Origin of the sequence: Sorangium sp. So ce204 (assembly GCF_051526795.1) — a bacterium.
In the GTDB taxonomy this organism is placed as follows: domain Bacteria; phylum Myxococcota_A; class Polyangia; order Polyangiales; family Polyangiaceae; genus Sorangium; species Sorangium cellulosum_B.
Map to the genome: position 1 here is coordinate 6,513,760 of NZ_CP150317.1, position 17,516 is coordinate 6,531,275.

The following is a 17,516-nucleotide window of genomic DNA, read 5'->3' on the forward strand; positions in this document are numbered from 1 at the left end:
GCGGGTCTACGGCGCGATATCGTATGCGTGCTTCGCCGCCCACAGCGTGGTGGCCCGCATGTAGTAGGGCGCGCGGATGCTGCCGTTGCCCTCCCATGCCTCCGGCGTGCGGAACCACAGGCCGTCGGTCTTCCAGATCGTGTCGACCAGGCTCGCGCCGATCTCGCCGGCCTGCGCGGCGAGGCCCTCCTGGATCATGCCGGCCACCACGCCCCAGGACGTGCCCACCCAGCACTCGCGCGTCTGGTTGCTCGTCCCGTCGACCGAGCCATTGGCGGTCATGACGTTGACGACGCCGCGGGTCCCGCCGTCGAACCGCTTGAAGTTGTTCTCGTAGATCTTCGTGAACGCCGACACCGCGTGGCTCGGGTCGACGATCGGCGGCAGCCCGAGGGCGCGCGCGTACCACTGGCCGGCGAGCTGGTCCGACATGATCCGGCTCGTGTCCCGGCTCCCCGTGTCGATCTTGTAATACGATCCCGTCCAGAGCTTCGACTCGAAGCCGCCCTTGGACTGGTCGAACCAGGTCTGGTAGGTGCTCGCGAGCGCGGCGTCCCCCATCGCGGTCGCCATCTCCTTCGCGGCCTCGGTGGCGGCGAGGAAGAGGCCCCCGCAATACGCGGTGTTGCCGTGCAGATCCATGTCGTCGTACGTCTGGTCGATGCCGTTGCTCTCCGGCAGCCCGTCCCCGTCGCCGTCCTGGCTCTTCACCTTCTGCATCGCCATCTTCACGGCGGGCCAGCAGTAGCTGAGGAACTCCGTATCGGTCTTCCCGGTGAGCGCCCAGTCGCGATAGACCATCAGAGCCAGCTTGGAGTTGAGGTCCTTCCAGTTGGTCGAATCGCGGTACGTGTACGCGTTCCACTTGCGGAAAACGCTATCGGTGTCTCCGAAATCGTGCGCGGTCGTCCCGAGCGCGCGCGGCCTGTCGGAGCGGGTGGTCGTCACGCTGTCGCAGAACTGCCGTATCTCCTGCTTGTCGATGTCCGGCCAGAGCGAGAACAGGGCCCATGAGCCGTAAAAGCGCACGTCCGACGTCCCGTAGAACGGGTAGATGTACGACTCCAGGCTGGTGAACATGTCCTCGTCCGGGTCGTCCGGCTGGCCGGACGCCGCGCCGGCCTCCCAGTACGTGCCCGCGATGGCGTAGTAATAGAGCTCGTTGAACAGAGCGCCCTTGAGCCACTCCGGGTACTTCGGATCGTCGAGCACGCTCGCCTGCCAGTCCTGGATCGCCCAGAGCCACGGCTCGTGCTCGGCGAGCGCCTCCGCCGCGATCGTCCACGAGGCGTTCCCCGTCCGCCCGAAGTGGCGCGTGTACGCGCGGTACCACCTGTCCCCCGAGCCCGCCTGCGTGACCGGGATATCCCACGCGAGCACGATCGGCACAATGACGCTCTTCCCCGGCTCCACCGTGGCCTTGAACGCGATCGCCCCGAGCGAGTGCCCGCCCGTCGTGTTGGCGAGCGCGCCGTCGTTGGCGAGCTCGCTCTGCAGGGCGGCGACGCTGTCGGCCGACTGGTACGAGACGACCACGCCCGGCGCGTTCCGGCTGGCGAGCGTGAACTCCCCCTGTCCCTCGGAGCTCGGCGCCCCTCCGCCTCGGGTGAGGACCAGGCCGACGTCGTCCCCGGAGGTCTGCACCATGGCGCCATTGCCGCCGTGATCGTTCTTCCAGGTCAGCATCACGGCGACGTCGCAAGGCGCTCCGGTCGGATTCGTGATCTCCCACCGATAGACGCCGACCGGATAGCTGGATTTCTTGTAGTCGCCCGGGATGATGGGGCTGTATTGTTCGACCTTCGCTTTGCAGGGGAATGCCGCGCCGTGGTAATCGACCCACGAGCGCGGAAAGAGCGAGGAGTACGTCGCCTGCCCCTGGCCCAGGCCGTCCTTGTCGAGGCGCTTCGTCTGCGCGTCGCCCCCTTCGGCCTTCTGGTACATGAAGAAGCCCGCGTTGTTGTCGACGTTCTGGTCGTTGCTCCCGATATCGAGGCGCCCCTTGTAGAACCTGCCGTCGAACCGCCAGGTGATCGTCCCGGCCCCGAAGCCGCCGATGGGCGCGCCGTCCTCGTAGACGCCGTCCGTGATACCCCTGCTCCACGCCTGAGCCGGGATGGAGATCGGCTCGCCCGGCACGTGCGCCGGCGGCCCGCCGCCTTCGCTGCCGCCGGAGCCGACCGCGGGTGGAGCGCCGCCGGTGCCCGCCCCTGACGACGAGCTGCTCGCAGGGCCCTGGCTCGTTCCGGCGCCGACGCCTGTTCCTGTTCCTGCTCCGGCACCGGCGCCGCCAGGCCCCGATCCGCCGTCCGACGAGGACGAGCTCGAGCCTCCTCCACCGCACGAGGCGGCTGTCACCACGACGAGGACGGCACCGGCAGCGACGATACCCAGTGAGCGTAGTGGGGTAAGGGGCGATGTCATGACGGCGAGCATATGCGGATCGTGCGCACACGTCACCGTACCAATGGCAATGCATTCACTTCGTTATCGCTGGAAGATTCCGTCGTTTCCCGGGAACTTCATTTCGCGCGTCGCTGCTCACCCGGGGCACCTTAACGCGACGCGAAATACCGGGGCTTATTCGATAAATCGGGCGCGCGCGCAATAACAGTACGGTCCTCATTTTCATCGCCAGGCTCGTTCCGGAGCTCGCGGCCGAGGAGCGGCGCTCATGGCCAGGTGGCCTTGACCGCGCTGATCCAGGTGTCCGCGAGGCGAAAGGCCGGATCTTGCTCGATGTGCACGAAGCGTCCGCTGTAGCTCGTGGCGGAGCGACCACAGACCTGGCTCGCCGAGACGAAGTTGAGGAGCCTCCCTTGAACGTTGGTCGTCGCGTTCAGCGAGCAATCGCTGCTGCCGGGGACGCCGACACGCCAGGTGGGCCTGCTGGCCAGCAAGTTGCGCTTGAGCTCCAGTATCTTGTCACCCGAGGCGGGGGCGACATCCATGCCGTGCGAGGCGAACACGTCCTCCGCGCAGGTGTCTCTCGCCATGCCATGCCACTGAATGGCCCACCAGGGCCTCGATCCATAAATGGCCGCGAGCTCCAGATAGGTCGCGTGAAACGCGTTCGTCACGTTGTGGGCCACGTCCGAGACCATGGTCGAGCTCTGGCAGACGCTGTCGGTGAAGCTCGCATCGCGGTGAGCGCCGGCCATCAGGAAGCTGCGGGATCTCGTCGCCTTGAAGATGCTGACGGCCTGGATCTCCGTCTCCAGGTCCGCTGTCGCATGCGGCGCCGAATGAGCGAGCTCTCGCTCCGCGGCCGCGTCCACGATGAACGTGCCCAGCCCGAGATCGACGGTTCCGTCGCTGTTCCGATCGCCGACCTCCATGAGCACACAGTATCTTCGTCCATTGTTGACGTCGCGGAGCAGCCGGATCTGCGTAGACGACGACAGACCGGACGGAAGCACGAGCTTGCAGCTGCCGCCCATCATGGTGCGAACGACGCTCCGCCACGCGGTCAGCTGCGTCGAGCTCGGGGTGACGAAGACGCCTGAGTCCCTGCCGGGCATCTGATCGCGAATGCACGTCACGAGCGCCTCCAGGGTCGCGCTCGACGAGCAGGTCAGCTCCGCCGACACCGCGGGGCGGGACGCCATGAGGACGCCAGCGCCGAGCAGGAACACGATCGATCGTTCGAACCGCATGACAGCGTTACCTCCAGTCAGGGGTTTGCGGACGGCGAGTGCAAGGCGGAGACCGCCGCGCTGTGCGAACCGTTCGCGGTCGCCGCGGCCACCACATCGCGGCGTTATCGCCACATCGCAGCGCGGCCACCACACCACGGCGTCGCTCGACCCGGTGGGCCCCCGGGGTGTCGCACGTCATGACAACGGCGCGTCGCTCGCCGGCCGGAGCGGGTCGTCCGGGCGCGAGGCGCCCGCCCTGTCCGTCCTGTCACGACAAGCAAGCTCCCCGAAAACGTGTGGAAATAATGGAGGCCTTATCCTCGGCAGCGTGAAAGTCATCTCGCACGGGCTGCTCGGGCGTGAGACGACCGAAGCGATCGCCATCCCCCTCGGGGCCCTCGCGGCCTCGCTCCTCGTGTTCGGCGCGTTCGTGGCCGCCCAGGGGGTGAACCCCTTGAGCGTCTATCACGACATGATCCGCGGCGCCTTCGGCACGTGGTTCTCGCTCCAGAACACCCTCCTTCGGGCCGCGCCGCTCATGCTGACCGCGCTCTGCACGGCGCTGCCGGCGCGCCTCGGCCTGATCGTCATCGGCGGCGAGGGCGCGCTCGCCATGGGCGGGCTCTCGGCCGCGTCGGCGGCCCTGGCCGCGCGGGCGTGGGGCGCGCCGCCCGCCGCCGTGCTCGCCGCGATGCTCGTCTCCGGGCTCGCCGCCGGGGCGCTCTGGATCGGCCTCGCCGGCGCGCTGCGCGTCTACCGCGGCGTGAGCGAGACGATCAGCAGCCTCCTCCTCAACTACATCGGGATCGCGATCCTGAACCACCTCGTCGAGGGCGCGCTGCGCGACCCGGCGAGCCTCAACAAGCCATCGACCGCCTCCATCGGCGCCGAGAACGCGCTCGGGAGCCTGCCCGGCCTCGAGGTCCACTGGGGCCTCGCCTACGGGGTGCTCGCCTGCGCGCTCTGTTATGTGCTGATGCACCGGACGACGTTCGGCTTCGGCGCGGCGATGAGCGGCGGCAACGTCCGCGCGGCGCTCCTCGCCGGACTGCCGGTCAAGCGCCTCGTCGTGCTCACCTGCACGCTCGCCGGAGCGTGCGCCGGGCTCGCCGGCATGGTGGAGGTCGCGGCCGTCCACGGCCGGGCCAACGCGTCGCTGATCAGCGGCTATGGCTACACCGGCATCCTCGTCGCGTTCATCGCGCGCCACAACCCGCTCGCGATCATGCCGGTCGCCCTCCTGCTCGGCGGCATCGGCGCGAGCGGCGGCCTGCTGCAGCGGACCGCGCGGCTCCCCGACGCGACGGTGAGCGTGCTCCAGGGGATCCTGTTCATCGCGATCCTCGCCAGCGAGACGCTTTACGGCCGCTCCCTCATTGCCCGCGAGCCCAAGGTCCGTCAGCCGGCTCCGGCGCCTTCGGTGGCATGATGAACGACGCAGCTGCGCTCGGTCTCTGGGGCATCCCCCTCGCGGTCGCCGCCGGGGCCATCCGCATCAGCACGCCATTCCTCTTCGTGAGCCTCGGCGAGTGCCTCACCGAGAAGAGCGGCCGCGTGAACCTCGGCCTGGAGGGCACGCTCGTCATGGGCGCGATGGGAGGTTATGGCGTCTCCTACCTCACCGGCTCTGCCTGGCTCGGCGTGCTCGCCGCCGGCGCCATCGGCGCCGCGCTCGGCGCGCTGCACGCGTGGCTGTGCTCGAAGCCGCGCGTCAACGACATCGCCGTCGGCATCGCGCTCATGCTCTTCGGCGTCGGCCTCGCCTTCTTCCTCGGCAAACCGCTCATCCAGCCGACGGCGCCCCGCCTGCCCGCGATATCGCTCGGCTTCTTCAGCGATGTCCCCCAGGTCCGCTCCGCGCTCCAGGTGAACGCGCTCTTCCTCATCGGGGCCGCGCTCGCCCCGCTCCTGCTCTGGGCGCTGAACCGCACCCGCTTCGGGCTCGTGCTCCGCACCGTGGGCGAGAGCGCCGACAGCGCCCGCGCGATGGGGGTCGACGTGAACCTGGTCCGGCGGCGCGCGACCATGGCCGGCGGCTTCCTCGCCGGCGTCGGCGGCTCGTTCCTCTCGCTCTTTTACCCTGGCAGCTGGAACGAGGGGCTCTCGAGCGGACAGGGGCTCATGGCCGTCGCCCTCGTCATCTTCGCGCGCTGGAACCCGGTGCGCTGCCTCCTCGCTTCGCTGCTCTTCGGCGGCGCGAGCGCCCTCGGGCCGGCGCTCCAGTCCGTGGGGATCACCTGGGGATACCACCTCTTCAACGCCGCGCCGTACATCGTGACGCTGGCCATCATGGTCGCCGCGAGCTCCGCGACCCAGACCCTGCGCGATCAGCCCGCCGAGCTCACGCTCGCGCGTTGATCGCGCGAGGCGGCGCGCGCCGGACGAGACGAACGAGACGAACGAGACGAACGAAACGAACGAAAGGAGCGAGCCCCGCGAGACGAGCGAACCGTACGAGACGAGCGAAACGCTGAATGACAGGAGGACTCGACCCATGCCCTACGTGGCCGCTGATCCCTACGCCTGGCCTTACAACGGCGCGCTCCGCCCCGAGACGACGGCCCTGATCGTCATCGACATGCAGACCGACTTCTGCGGGAAGGGCGGGTACATCGACCTGCTCGGCTACGACATCTCCCTGACGCGGGCGTGCATCGCCCCGATCCAGCGCGCGCTCGCGGAGCTGCGCCGCCGCGGCTATCACGTCCTGCACACGCGCGAGGGGCACCGGCCGGATCTCTCCGATCTCCCGGCGAACAAGCGGTGGCGCTCCCGCCGGACCGACGGCGGGCGCGGCACGGGCGTGGGCATCGGCGATCCCGGGCCGTGCGGGCGCGTGCTCGTCCGCGGAGAGCCTGGGTGGGAGATCATCCCGGAGCTCGCGCCCCTGCCCGGCGAGCCGATCATCGACAAGCCGGGCAAGGGCTCGTTCTGCGCGACGGATCTCGATCTCATCCTCCGCCAGCGCCGCATCGAGAACCTGATCCTCACGGGGATCACGACGGACGTCTGCGTGCACACCACCATGCGCGAGGCGAACGACCGCGGGTACGAGTGCCTGCTGCTCTCCGACTGCTGCGCGGCCACGGATCCTGGCAACCACGCCGCCGCGCTGAAGATGATCAAGATGCAGAACGGCGTGTTCGGCGCGGTCTCGACCTCCGCCGCGCTGCTGGAGGCGCTCCCGTGACCATGGACCCGCGCGTCTTCTCCAGCCCCACGGCGAGGCCGCCCCGCGCGGCCGCCCGGGAGCCCGGCCCCCCCACGCCGCCGCCGGCGCTCTCCGCCGCGGGGATCACGAAGCGGTTCGGGCCGTTTCTCGCGCTCGACGACGTCTCGCTGCGCCTCGCGCCCGGGAGCTTCCACGCGCTCCTCGGCGAGAACGGCGCCGGCAAGAGCACGCTGGTCAAGTGCATCATGGGCTATCACCAGGCCGACGCCGGCGAGGTGAGGGTCGGCGACACGGCCCTGTCGATCAGGAGCCCGCGCGACGCGCAGGCGCTGGGGATCGGCATGGTCTACCAGCACTTCACCCTCGTGATGAACATGACGGTCGCCGAGAACCTCGTGCTCGCGCGCGCGTCGCTCCCCCTCGTGATCGACTGGCGCAAGGAGCGCGAGGCGATCCGCGCGTTCATGGGGCGCATGCCCTTCCGGCTCGATCCGGGGCGGACCGTCCGCGCGCTCGCCGCGGGCGAGAAGCAGAAGCTCGAGATCCTGAAGCAGCTCTACCTCGGCAGCAGGATCGTCATCCTCGACGAGCCCACGTCGGTCCTCACGCCCGGGGAGGCCGACGAGGTGCTCGGGATGCTCCGGTGCATGGCCGACGAGCAGCGGATCAGCGTGCTCATGATCTCGCACAAGTTCCGCGAGGTGACGGCGTTCGCCGACGAGATCACGGTGCTGCGGCGCGGCCGGGTCGCCGGCCGGGGCAAGGTCAAGGACCTCACGCCGGCGGCCATGGCCGAGATGATGGTCGGCGCGCAGCCGGCGCAGGTCTCCGCGGCGCGCGGCGACGCGCCCGCCGGGGAGCCGATCCTGCGCGTCGAGGGGCTCGCCGCGAGCGACGATCGCGGGCGGCCGGCGCTCGACGGCGTGACGCTCACGGTCCATCGCGGCGAGATCGTCGGCATCGCCGGCGTCTCCGGCAACGGGCAGGAGGAGCTCGTCGAGGTCCTCGCCGGGCAGCGCGCCGCGCGGGGTGGCAGCGTGCTCGTCCATGGCGAGCCCTACGGCGCCGGGCGCGCGCAGATCCTGAAGCACCGGGTGCGGTGCCTGCCCGAGGAGCCGCTGCGCAACGCCTGCGTCCCCGCGATGTCGGTCGCCGAGAACATCGGGTTCCGCGTCTTCGACAGGCCGCCCTTCACGAGGCTCCGCTGGGGCGTGAGCCGGGCGGCGCTCCGGCGGTCGGCCGAGCGCCTCGCCGCGGAGTACGCCATCAAGGCGCCCTCGGTCGACGCCCCGATAGGCAAGCTCTCCGGCGGCAACGTGCAGCGCGCCGTCCTCGCGCGCGAGCTCGGCATGGACGAGGACATCGAGCTCCTCGTCGCCGCAAACCCCTGCTTCGGGCTCGATTTCGCGGCCGTGGCCGAGATCCGCTCCCGCATCCTGAAGGCGCGCAACCGCGGGACCGCCGTCCTCCTCGTGAGCGCGGATCTCGACGAGATCTTCGCCATGGCCGACCGTGTCCTCGTGATGAGCGAGGGCCGCATCGTCCACGAGTCGCCGATCGCCTCGGCCGACGTCGCGGAGATCGGCCGCGCGATGGCGGGGCACCGATGACGGCGCGGCCCCTCGAGATCGCGGCGAGGCCGTACCCCTTCCGCGTCGCCGATCGGGACGCCGTGGCGCTGCTCGTCATCGACATGCAGCGCGACTTCCTCGAGCCCGGCGGCTTCGGCGCGGCGCTCGGCAACGACGTCGCGCGGCTCCAGCGCATCGTGCCGACGGTCCGGCGCGTCCTCGACGCGTTCCGCCACAACGGCCTGCCCATCATCCACACGAAGGAGGGTCACAGGCTGGATCTCTCGGACTGCCCCCCTGCGAAGCGGAGCCGGGGCGCTCCTGGGATGCGGATCGGCGATGTCGGGCCGATGGGGCGCATCCTGGTGCTGGGCGAGCCTGGCAACGACTTCGTGCCCGAGCTCGCGCCGGCGCCCGGGGAGCTCGTCGTACCGAAGCCCGGGAAGGGCGCGTTCTACCGGACGGGCCTCGACGCCAGGCTTGCGGCGCTCGGCGTCTCTCACCTGCTCATCGCCGGCGTGACGACCGAGGTCTGCGTCCAGACCACGATGCGCGAGGCGAACGATCGCGGCTACGAATGCCTGTTGATCGAGGACGCCACCGAGAGCTATTTCCCCGAGTTCAAGGCGGCAACGTTGGAGATGGTCCGTGCCCAGGGCGCGATCATCGGCTGGACCGCCCCCGCCGGCGCCGTCCTCGAAGCGCTCTGATCGACGCCCGTTCCAGAGCAGCTGCTCGATGCCCCTTCCAGAGCAGCTGCTTGATGCCCGTTCCAGAGCAGCTGCTCCATACCGCCCAGAGCGGCTGCTCGATACCGCTTCCAGAGCGGTGGTCACCCGCACAGGAGACGGGCCCAGATCGGCGTTTTCGGCGCGGAAGCGCACTCCAGTGCGCTGAGCACCGAAAACGTCGAGATGGGCCCGTATCCGAAGCGGGTGGCCACCGCTCTAGTGGGTCGAGCCGAGGGCGCCGGCTACGAGGTAATCCATGCTCTCGAGCGCGATGTCGGTCTGCTGCTGCGCGACTGAATCGGCGATCACCACCTTGCCCTCGTTGTTCATGATGGGCCCCTGGAAGATGGTGAGCGTGCCCTCCGTGAGCTTCGCCTTCGCCTCCTCGGCCTTCTTCTTCGCCTCCTCGGAGACGGCGGGGCCATAGGGTGAGATCTTGATGTACCCCTCCTTGAAGCCGCCGCGCAGGAGGTGCGGATACGGCTTCCCCTCGCGGATGAACGTCATGTAATCGGTGTAGACCTTGGACCAGTTCCACTCGGCGCCGGTCAGGTACCCCCTTGGGGCGAGCGTCGCCTGGTTCGTGTGGTAGCCGGTGCTGAACGCGCCGCGCCGCTCCGCGAGCTCGATGATCACCTTGGGTGAGTCCACGTGGGCGGTCAGGACGTCGACGCCCTGGTCGATGAGGCTGTTGGCCGCCTCCGCCTCCTTGACGGGCATCGACCAGTCGCCGGTGAAGATCACGGCCGTCGTCACGCTCGGGTTCACGCTCCGGGCGCCCAGCGTAAAGGCGTTGATGTTGCGGAGCACCTGCGGGATCGGCTTCGCGGCGATGAACCCGAGCTTGCCGCTCTTCGTCGTCATCCCGGCGACGATGCCGGACACGTACTCGGCTTCGTCGATGTAACCGAAATAGCTGCCGACGTTGCTCGGGTGCTTCGACCCGTCGTAGAGGCCGCCACAATGGAGGAAGATCTTGTCCGGGAACTTCTCCGCCACCTTGAGGATGTGCGGATCGAAATAGCCGAAGGACGTCGGGAAGATCACCGTCGCGCCATCGAGGTTGATCATGCTCTCGAGCGTCTTCTGCACGGCGACCGTCTCGGGGACGTTCTCCTCCTCACGGGTCTTCACGCCGGCCAGCTTGGCCAGCGCGGCGGCCCCCTCGGCGTGCGCCTGGTTGTAGCCGTAGTCGTCCCTGGGGCCGACGTAGATGAAGCCCACCGTGAGCGGCTGATCGCTCGACCCCTCCTTGCTGCAGCCGGCCGACGGCAGGAGCGAGAGCGAGAGGAGCAGTGGGCGGAGGATGGCGAGGAAACGCTGCCCCCGTGCCACGCCGGCCGCGGGGAACACGGGGAAGACGGGGGACACAGGAGTTCTCGGTCTGCTCTTCACGCCATGGATGTGTACGCGACTCCTCATTTCTGAAACTTTTCCCACGCGTGAATTTTGCGCGCTTCGCGTGATTGCCGTTGAGCGCGCACCGCGCGCTGTGGCATGGTTCCATCAACACTGGAGATTCGCGATGACAGCTACACTTCCAGCAGCGACGCGGGATTTCGTGCCTGTGCAGTTGCCATTCATCATTGCGAATGTGGCAACGATGGCCGCTCATCCGGAGTCGGTCCCCTGGCGGCGCCTCCGGGAGGGCGTCGAGATTCACCGCCTTTACGGCAGCAGCGACGCAGGCGCGTCGGCCGCGCTCCTGCGCTACGCGCCGGGGGCATCCGTGCCGCAGCACGTCCACCGTGGCCATGAACACATCTTCGTGCTCACAGGATCGCAGTCGGACGAGCGCGGGCACCACCGCGCCGGCACGCTCGTGATGAACGCCCCGGGCAGCCGCCACAGCGTCTCGAGCGCCGAGGGCTGCATCGTCCTCGCGATCTGGGAGCAGCCCGTCGTCTTCATCTGACGTAAGCGCCGCCCGCCGGAGGTGCGCAACGTCCTGCGGGAGCCCAACGGGCCCCCCGCGGACGCCGACGCATCAGGACATCCGGTCCCCGCATCAGGACATCCAGGCCGCTCATCTGGACATCCGGGCCGCTCATCTGGACATCCGGGCCGCTCATCTGGACACCGGTCCCCGCATCAGGACATCCGGGCCGCTCATCAGGACATCCGGGCTGCTCATCAGGACACCGGTCCCCGCATCAGGACACCCAGGCCGCTATCAGGACGTCTCCTCGCTCCCCTCGCGCCCTGCGGGGCTTCGCCGCTTCCAGACACGAAGGTCAGCGGCACCACGCCGGCCTGACCGGGGTCCGGAGTACGACATCTCCGCAGGCACGTCCTCACCGGACCGCGAGCGCGCCCTCCGGCGCTCGCTTTCTCGGGGCACAGAGGTTCAGGTACGCTGCGCTTTGCCGTAGGCTGGACGCTCATGGATTCGCGCGGGAAATCGCTCCCTCCGGGGCCGCTCGTCACGGACGAGGACATCCGGGAAGAGCTCCGGCGGCTGTTCGACGCCGGTCCCGACTCGGGGCTCGTCATCCGGGTCTACGGCGAGCCCGGCGAGGGGGCGGCAGCGGCGGACGCGTTCCGCGAGATGTTCGCGTCGCTGCGCATGTACGAGGGGAAGCCGCAGGACCAGCCGCTGGAGATCCTCGTCGACGCGCCGAGCAAGGCGCACATCGCGCGCGCGCTGTCCGTGCTCGGCCACAAGCAGCACCAGAAGCGGATCCTCGATCACATCCTCACCACCTTCGGGCGCCGGCTGATCGACCCGCTCGCCGAGATCCTCGACACGACCCCGACCGGCTCGGTGACGGCGCGGCTGACCATGCTGCGGGACATCTTCCTCGCGCACGTCGCGGATCTGCGGATGACGCCGGAGTCGCAGCAGATCCTCTCGAGCGACCTGCGCAAGCTCCTGAGCGACGACTACCTGGCGATGGTGGCGGAGAACGAGGAGCGCGTGCAGCGCCCGCGCGTGGCGATGCTCGCGCAGCAGATCCTCCGGCTCGTCGGCTCCACGTTCCACAGCGCGCTCAAGCGGTGGCCGGCGCACGCCGAGCAGATCGCCTCGTCGATCGCGCGGCGGAGCCCGAAGAAGGTCCGCCTGAGCGAGGTGCCGAAGCTCATCCGCGGCCAGATCACCGACGGCATCGAAGAGTTCCTGTGGATCGAGACGAGCGCGGACATCGAGGGCGCGCTGCGCCCGATGCTCGCCGAGCACCAGGACGTGATGCCCGTGACGCAGGCGACGCTCGACCGATCGACGTACCGCGAGTTCGCGGACGCCTGCTGGGCCATCATCGCCGAGCACTGCTGACGGCGGGACGAGCGCTGCCGGATCGCCTCCCCTGCCGCGCTGCAGGCTGAGATCCATCACGTCCTGGTCGCTTCGCTCACCACTTCACCGGGTGTCCCGCTCGATGCGTCTGGGGGGAGCGGGACCCCGCTCCGGAGCAAGCCCCCGCGCGCGCCGCGTCGGGAATGATTTCCGCCTCCCGCTGTTGTAAGGGGCCGCTGGCGCCTGGGCCGCCGCGCACTGCGGCGTCCGAATCGCCGGCGCGGAGAGCTTCTTCCCTTCGCGGAGGGGTGCACGGCCGTGATCGAAATCAGCGACCTATACAAGTACTACGGCGACCGGAAGGCCATCGGGCCCCTGTCGTTCTCGATCGAGGCGGGAGAGATCGTCGGCCTGCTCGGCCTGAACGGCGCGGGCAAGACGACGACGCTCAGGATCCTCGCCTGCGATCTGCTCCCGTCCGCGGGCCGCGTGCTCGTGGACGGACTGGATGTCGTCGACCACCCCCACGAGGTGCGGTCCCGCATCGGATACCTCCCCGACAGGCCGCCGCTCTACGACGAGATGAGCGTGCGCGCCTTCCTCCACTTCGCCGCGCGCCTGCGCGGCGTCGACGCCGGCGCGGCCGACGCGCGGGTGGCCGAGGCGCTCGCGGTGACGCAGCTCGACGACGTGGCCGCGGATCCCATCAGCTCGCTGTCCCACGGCTTCAAGCAGCGCGTCGGCATCGCGCAGGCGATCGTGCACAAGCCGCGGCTGCTCGTCCTGGACGAGCCGATCAGCGGCCTGGATCCCGTGCAGATCGTCGAGATGCGCGCCCTGCTCCGGAGCCTGCGCGGCAAGCACACCATCGTGCTCTCCAGCCACATCCTCTCCGAGATCAGCGAGACGTGCGATCGCATCCTCGTGATCCGGGACGGCGAGATCGGCGCGCAGGGGACCGAGCAGGAGCTCTCGGCCAAGCTGCTCCACGGCGTCCGGGTCGAGCTCACGGTGCGCGGCCCCGCGGCCGAAGGCGCGGGCTACCGCGTGGCGCGCGGCGAGGCGGCGAAGGCGCTCGAGCTCGCCCGCGAGGTGGAGGGCGTCACGTCCGTCGAGCAGCTCACCACGACCGAGCCGGGGAGCGACGTCGTGAGCTTCGCGGTCGAGGCCGACCGCGACGTGCGCGCGGCGCTGTGCGCCGAGCTCGTGCAGGCGGGCATCGGCATCCTCGAGGTGAAGCGGAGCGAGCGCGAGCTCGAGTCGGTGTTCCTGCGGCTCGCCACGCGCGGGGCGCCCGGGGCGAAGGACAGGTCCGCCGCGGCCGGCAGGGGAAGCGCCGGCGGCGACGCAAGGAAGGCCCCTGCGGAGGAGCAGGCGGAGGAAGGCGAGGGCGAGACATGAGAGGGACATTGCTCGTCGCGCGGCGGGAGCTGTCCGCGTACCTGAGATCACCGCTCGGGTACGTCGTCGCCGCCGCTGCGCTGCTCATCGACGGCATCTACTTCCAGGTCGCGGCGCTCGGCTCGGGCGCGCGGCTGTCGGCGGAGGTGCTGCTCAAGTTCTTCGACGGCACGGCGTTCATCACGATGGTCGCGGCGCTCATCCTCTCGATGCGGCTCATCGCCGGCGAGCGCGAGAGCGGGACGCTCATCCTGCTCAAGACCGCGCCCGTGCGCGACGGCGAGATCATCGCCGGCAAGTTCCTCGCCGCGCTCGCGCTGGTCTCGCTCATGACGGCGATCACGATCTACATGCCGCTGCTCATCTTCGTGAACGGCAAGGTGTCCGTCGGGCACATCCTGGTCGGCTACTCCGGGGTGCTGCTGCTCGGCGCCGCGTCGCTCGCGATCGGGCTCTTCGCCTCGACGCTCGCGGCGAGCCAGGTCATCGCGGTCATCCTCGGGGCGGCGATCATCGGGACGCTCGGCTTCCTGTTCCTCGTCGCCCGCGTCACGGAGCCGCCGCTCAACGACGTCGTGAGCGCGCTGAACCTCTACCCGCTCAACCAGAAGCCGTTCCTGAACGGCGTGCTCCGGCTGGAGAACGTCGTCTACTACGTCGCGGTCGCGTACTTCTTCCTGCTCGCCGCGACCCACACCCTGAAGGCGCGGAGGTGGCGGTGAAGGACAAGCAAGGTCAGGCCGACGAGGCCGAGATCCGCGGCGAGGGAGCGGGCTCCGCGCCCCCGCCGGACGCAGGGCGAGAGGCCCCGCCGGCCGGCGAGCCGGCGCCCGCCGCGCCGCCCGCGCCGCCCGCGCCGCCCGCGCCGCCCGCGCTCCGCGCCGGGGGCTGGATGGTCCCGGCGTACGCGGGCGCGCTCCTCGCCCTCTTCCTCGGCGAGCGCGTGGTGCCCACGATCGAGTGGCTCCGCTATGCCCTGTCGGGGCTCGGGTTCTTGACCCTGGTCCTCGTCACCGCGCTGCGCTTCGCGGCCGCGGTGCGCGAGTCGGGCGAGCGCCGCGCGGTCGAGCGCGCGCTCGCGATCCTGTCGGCGCTCGGCGTCGTCGCGGTGGCGGCCTACTTCACCACGACCGACGTGGGGCAGGCCATGGTCGGCGTCTCGCGCGCCGCGCCCGAGCTGCGCGGGCGCATCGACGCGGCCACGACGGTCGCCTGGGTCGCGCTGCTCGTCATGGCGACGGTGCCGCTGTTCTTCGGCGAGGCGGCGCTCGCGCCGATGCGGCGCGCCGAGCGCATCGAGGGCCGGCGGGTGCGCGCCGCGACGCTCTCGGGCCTGACGCTCGGGTTCGCCGCGGTCTACTCCGCGCTCTTCGTGTTCGCCGCGGGCAAGCTCGATCTCAAGGCGGACTTCTCGTACTACCGCACCGCCCGCCCGGGCGAGTCCACGAAGCGCGTCGCCGAGAGCCTGACCGCGCCGCTCAAGATCACGGCCTTCTACCCGCAGCAGAACGAGGTCGGCGCCGAGGTGGAGGGCTACCTGCGCGAGGTGAAGGCGGCGTCGCCCCAGATCACGGTGGAGGTGCAGGATCGCCTGCTCGTCCCCGCGCTCGCCAAGGAGGCGAAGGTCACGCAGGACGGCGTCATCGTGCTCTCGCGCGACGGCTCGCGCGAGACGCTCACCGTCGGCTCCGACATCAAGAGCGCGGGCGCCAAGCTGAAGAGCCTCGACGCCGACTTCCAGAAGGTGCTGCTCAAGGTGATCCGGCCGCAGCGCACCGCGTACCTGACGGTCGGCCACGGCGAGCTGAACGAGTCGGCCAGCTCCCCCGAGGGGCGGACGACCAAGAACCTCCGCAAGCTGCTCGAGTCCCAGAACTACGTCGTCAAGGACCTCGGGCTCGCCCAGGGGCTCGGCAGCGAGATCCCGAAGGACGCGAGCGTCGTCATCGTGCTCGGCCCGCAGAAGGCGTTCCTCCCGGAGGAGGTCGCGGCGCTCAAGCGGCACGCCGATGAGGGCGGGCACCTCCTGCTCGCGCTCGATCCGGACGCCAAGGTCGATCTGGATCCGCTCGCCGGCGCCGTGGGGCTCACGTGGAAGCCCGAGGTCCTGGCGAACGATCGGGTCTACGTGCGGCGGCGCTACAACGACTCGGACCAGGCGATGCTGGTCACGACGCGGTACTCCTCGCACGCCTCGGTGTCGACGCTGAGCCGCCACGCGCAGCAGGCGCCGACGATCTTCCCGGGAGCGTCGTCGCTCGACAAGCGCGAGAACGGCGGCCTCAAGATCGACTTCGTCGTCCGCTCGCTGGGCGAGACGTTCGCCGACGCGAACGGCAACTTCAAGTTCGACGAAGGCGGCGAGAAGCGCAGCGTCTACAACCTCGCCGCGGCGGTCTCGAAGGAGCTCGCGCCTGGCGGGGACGACAAGGAGAAGAAGGAGCTGCGCGCGTTCGTGGTCGCCGACGCCGACGTGTTCAGCGACGCGGCGTTCAGGAACGAACCCAACATCGTGCTCGCGCTCGACGCGCTCCGGTGGCTCGGCGGCGAGGAGAGCTTCGCCGGGGAGATCACGACGAGCGAGGACGTCCGGATCGAGCACACGAAGGAGAAGGACCAGGTGTGGTTCTGGGCCACGATCCTCGTGGCGCCGGCCATGGTGCTGGGTCTCGGGCTCTTCATCACGCGCCGCGGGCGGCGCGGGAGCGGGAGGCGCGCATGAGGTTGGAACGCAGCTTTTTCGTGCACCTCGGCCTTCTTGTGGTCGCGGCCTTGTCCGCGGTCCTCGTCTGGACGCGCGACGACAAGGCGGCCGCCCTCTCGGTCGCCGACGTGACCGTCTGGACCGGCCGCGCCGACGACGTCGAGCGCATCGCCTTCGAGGGCAAATCGAAGACGGTCGTCCTCGAGGCGAAGAAGGACAAGGAGGGCCGCTACTTCGTCGGCACGGCGGAGCGCAAGACGACGCCCCCGGCCGAGAAGCCGAAGGACCCGCACAGCCCCGACGACGGAGCGCAGGACGACGAGCCGCCCGCGGAGCCTGAGCCGACGGTCAAGACGACGACGTTCGTCTCGGTGGCCGCCGGCAACAAGCTCGCCGAGGCGATCGCGCCGCTGAAGGCGCTGCGCTCGATCGGCCGCATCGCGGACGACCGCGCGGCCGAGTTCGGGCTGGCCGAGCCCGAGGGCACGCTCACCGTCAAGCTGCGCGGCGCCGAGCGAAAGCTGGTCCTCGGCGGCGCGACGCCCGGCGGCGCGGACCGGTACGCGCGCGACGAGGCCACGGGCGAGGTGTACGCCATCAAGGGCGACATCTACCGCGATCTCGACACCGCGGAGTCACGGCTCCTGGAGCGGGATCTGCACGAGTGGAAGGACGTCGATCTCGCCAGGGCGCGCGTCATCGCCGGGGACAAGCGCCGCGAGGTCGTGCGCAGCGGCGACGAGGGCAAGAAGTTCTGGGCCGATCCGGCGAGCCCCGAGCAGAACGACGAGACGGTCGGCAACTGGATGAGCAAGCTCGACCGTCTCCGTCCCACCGAGTACGTGGCCGCTGCCCCGGAGCAGAAGGAGGTCGTGGTGCGGATCGAGTACACCGGCCGCTCCGGCGACATCGGCTTCGCCGAGCTCGTGAAGGGGCCCCCCGGGGCGAGCGGCAAGCCCGACTACTTCCTGGTCACGGAGCGCACCCGCCTTCACGGCAAGGTGCCGGTAGGCGTCGCCGAGCAGGTCGAACAGGACGTCGGCGCCGTCGTCAAGTAGCCCTTG

General features: G+C 69.9%; 14 protein-coding genes. 11 read left to right on the forward strand and 3 right to left on the reverse strand.

What is annotated here, in order from left to right; all coding sequences use genetic code 11:
• Positions 1 to 6 precede the first annotated feature (6 nt).
• Positions 7 to 2,361, reverse strand: coding sequence for a GH116 family glycosyl hydrolase (locus tag WMF22_RS24200; protein WP_438037172.1), 2,355 nt, complete (start codon positions 2,359 to 2,361; stop codon positions 7 to 9).
• 311 nt (positions 2,362 to 2,672) lie between these two features.
• Positions 2,673 to 3,656: a hypothetical protein gene (locus WMF22_RS24205; RefSeq protein ID WP_438037173.1), complete on the reverse strand. Its 984-nt coding sequence runs from the start codon at positions 3,654 to 3,656 to the stop codon at positions 2,673 to 2,675.
• 310 nt (positions 3,657 to 3,966) lie between these two features.
• On the opposite strand from WMF22_RS24205, the gene WMF22_RS24210 reads away from it, so the two are divergent.
• The 5 genes from WMF22_RS24210 to WMF22_RS24230 all read left to right on the forward strand — a co-directional run bounded on the left by WMF22_RS24210 (position 3,967) and on the right by WMF22_RS24230 (position 9,091).
• Positions 3,967 to 5,067 carry an ABC transporter permease gene (locus WMF22_RS24210; protein WP_437301442.1) on the forward strand — a complete coding sequence of 367 codons (1,101 nt, stop codon included), beginning with the start codon at positions 3,967 to 3,969 and terminating at the stop codon, positions 5,065 to 5,067.
• On the forward strand, positions 5,067 to 5,996 hold the full coding sequence (locus WMF22_RS24215) for an ABC transporter permease (protein ID WP_437301601.1): 930 nt from the start codon (positions 5,067 to 5,069) through the stop codon (positions 5,994 to 5,996). Before WMF22_RS24210 ends, WMF22_RS24215 begins: the two co-directional genes overlap by 1 nt.
• Positions 5,997 to 6,132: 136 nt before the next feature.
• On the forward strand, positions 6,133 to 6,828 hold the full coding sequence (gene biuH, locus WMF22_RS24220) for a biuret amidohydrolase (RefSeq protein WP_437301443.1): 696 nt from the start codon (positions 6,133 to 6,135) through the stop codon (positions 6,826 to 6,828).
• Between the two features lie 2 nt (positions 6,829 to 6,830).
• On the forward strand, positions 6,831 to 8,420 hold the full coding sequence (locus tag WMF22_RS24225; RefSeq protein WP_438037278.1) for an ABC transporter ATP-binding protein: 1,590 nt from the start codon (positions 6,831 to 6,833) through the stop codon (positions 8,418 to 8,420).
• Entirely contained in the window at positions 8,417 to 9,091 is a 675-nt protein-coding gene (locus WMF22_RS24230; protein ID WP_437301444.1) for a cysteine hydrolase family protein, read from the forward strand. Before WMF22_RS24225 ends, WMF22_RS24230 begins: the two co-directional genes overlap by 4 nt.
• A 237-nt stretch (positions 9,092 to 9,328) precedes the next feature.
• Here the strand turns inward: WMF22_RS24230 and WMF22_RS24235 are convergent, their stop codons facing one another.
• Positions 9,329 to 10,447, reverse strand: a complete 1,119-nt coding sequence (locus WMF22_RS24235; RefSeq protein WP_437301603.1) for a BMP family ABC transporter substrate-binding protein — start codon at positions 10,445 to 10,447, stop codon at positions 9,329 to 9,331.
• Between the two features lie 268 nt (positions 10,448 to 10,715).
• On the opposite strand from WMF22_RS24235, the gene WMF22_RS24240 reads away from it, so the two are divergent.
• The 6 genes from WMF22_RS24240 (at position 10,716) to WMF22_RS24265 (ending at position 17,510) form a co-directional block, all read left to right on the forward strand.
• Positions 10,716 to 11,027: a cupin domain-containing protein gene (locus WMF22_RS24240; RefSeq protein ID WP_231865009.1), complete on the forward strand. Its 312-nt coding sequence runs from the start codon at positions 10,716 to 10,718 to the stop codon at positions 11,025 to 11,027.
• Between the two features lie 468 nt (positions 11,028 to 11,495).
• Positions 11,496 to 12,386: a hypothetical protein gene (locus WMF22_RS24245; RefSeq protein WP_437301445.1), complete on the forward strand. Its 891-nt coding sequence runs from the start codon at positions 11,496 to 11,498 to the stop codon at positions 12,384 to 12,386.
• Between the two features lie 279 nt (positions 12,387 to 12,665).
• On the forward strand, positions 12,666 to 13,748 hold the full coding sequence (locus WMF22_RS24250) for an ABC transporter ATP-binding protein (RefSeq protein WP_438037174.1): 1,083 nt from the start codon (positions 12,666 to 12,668) through the stop codon (positions 13,746 to 13,748).
• Positions 13,745 to 14,470, forward strand: a complete 726-nt coding sequence (locus tag WMF22_RS24255) for an ABC transporter permease (RefSeq protein ID WP_437301447.1) — start codon at positions 13,745 to 13,747, stop codon at positions 14,468 to 14,470. The genes WMF22_RS24250 and WMF22_RS24255 overlap by 4 nt, the downstream gene beginning before the upstream one ends.
• A complete protein-coding gene (locus WMF22_RS24260) occupies positions 14,467 to 16,470 on the forward strand; it encodes a Gldg family protein (protein ID WP_438037175.1) in 2,004 nt (667 codons plus the stop codon). The genes WMF22_RS24255 and WMF22_RS24260 overlap by 4 nt, the downstream gene beginning before the upstream one ends.
• On the forward strand, positions 16,467 to 17,510 hold the full coding sequence (locus WMF22_RS24265; RefSeq protein WP_437301449.1) for a DUF4340 domain-containing protein: 1,044 nt from the start codon (positions 16,467 to 16,469) through the stop codon (positions 17,508 to 17,510). The genes WMF22_RS24260 and WMF22_RS24265 overlap by 4 nt, the downstream gene beginning before the upstream one ends.
• The last annotated feature ends 6 nt before the right edge of the window (positions 17,511 to 17,516 follow it).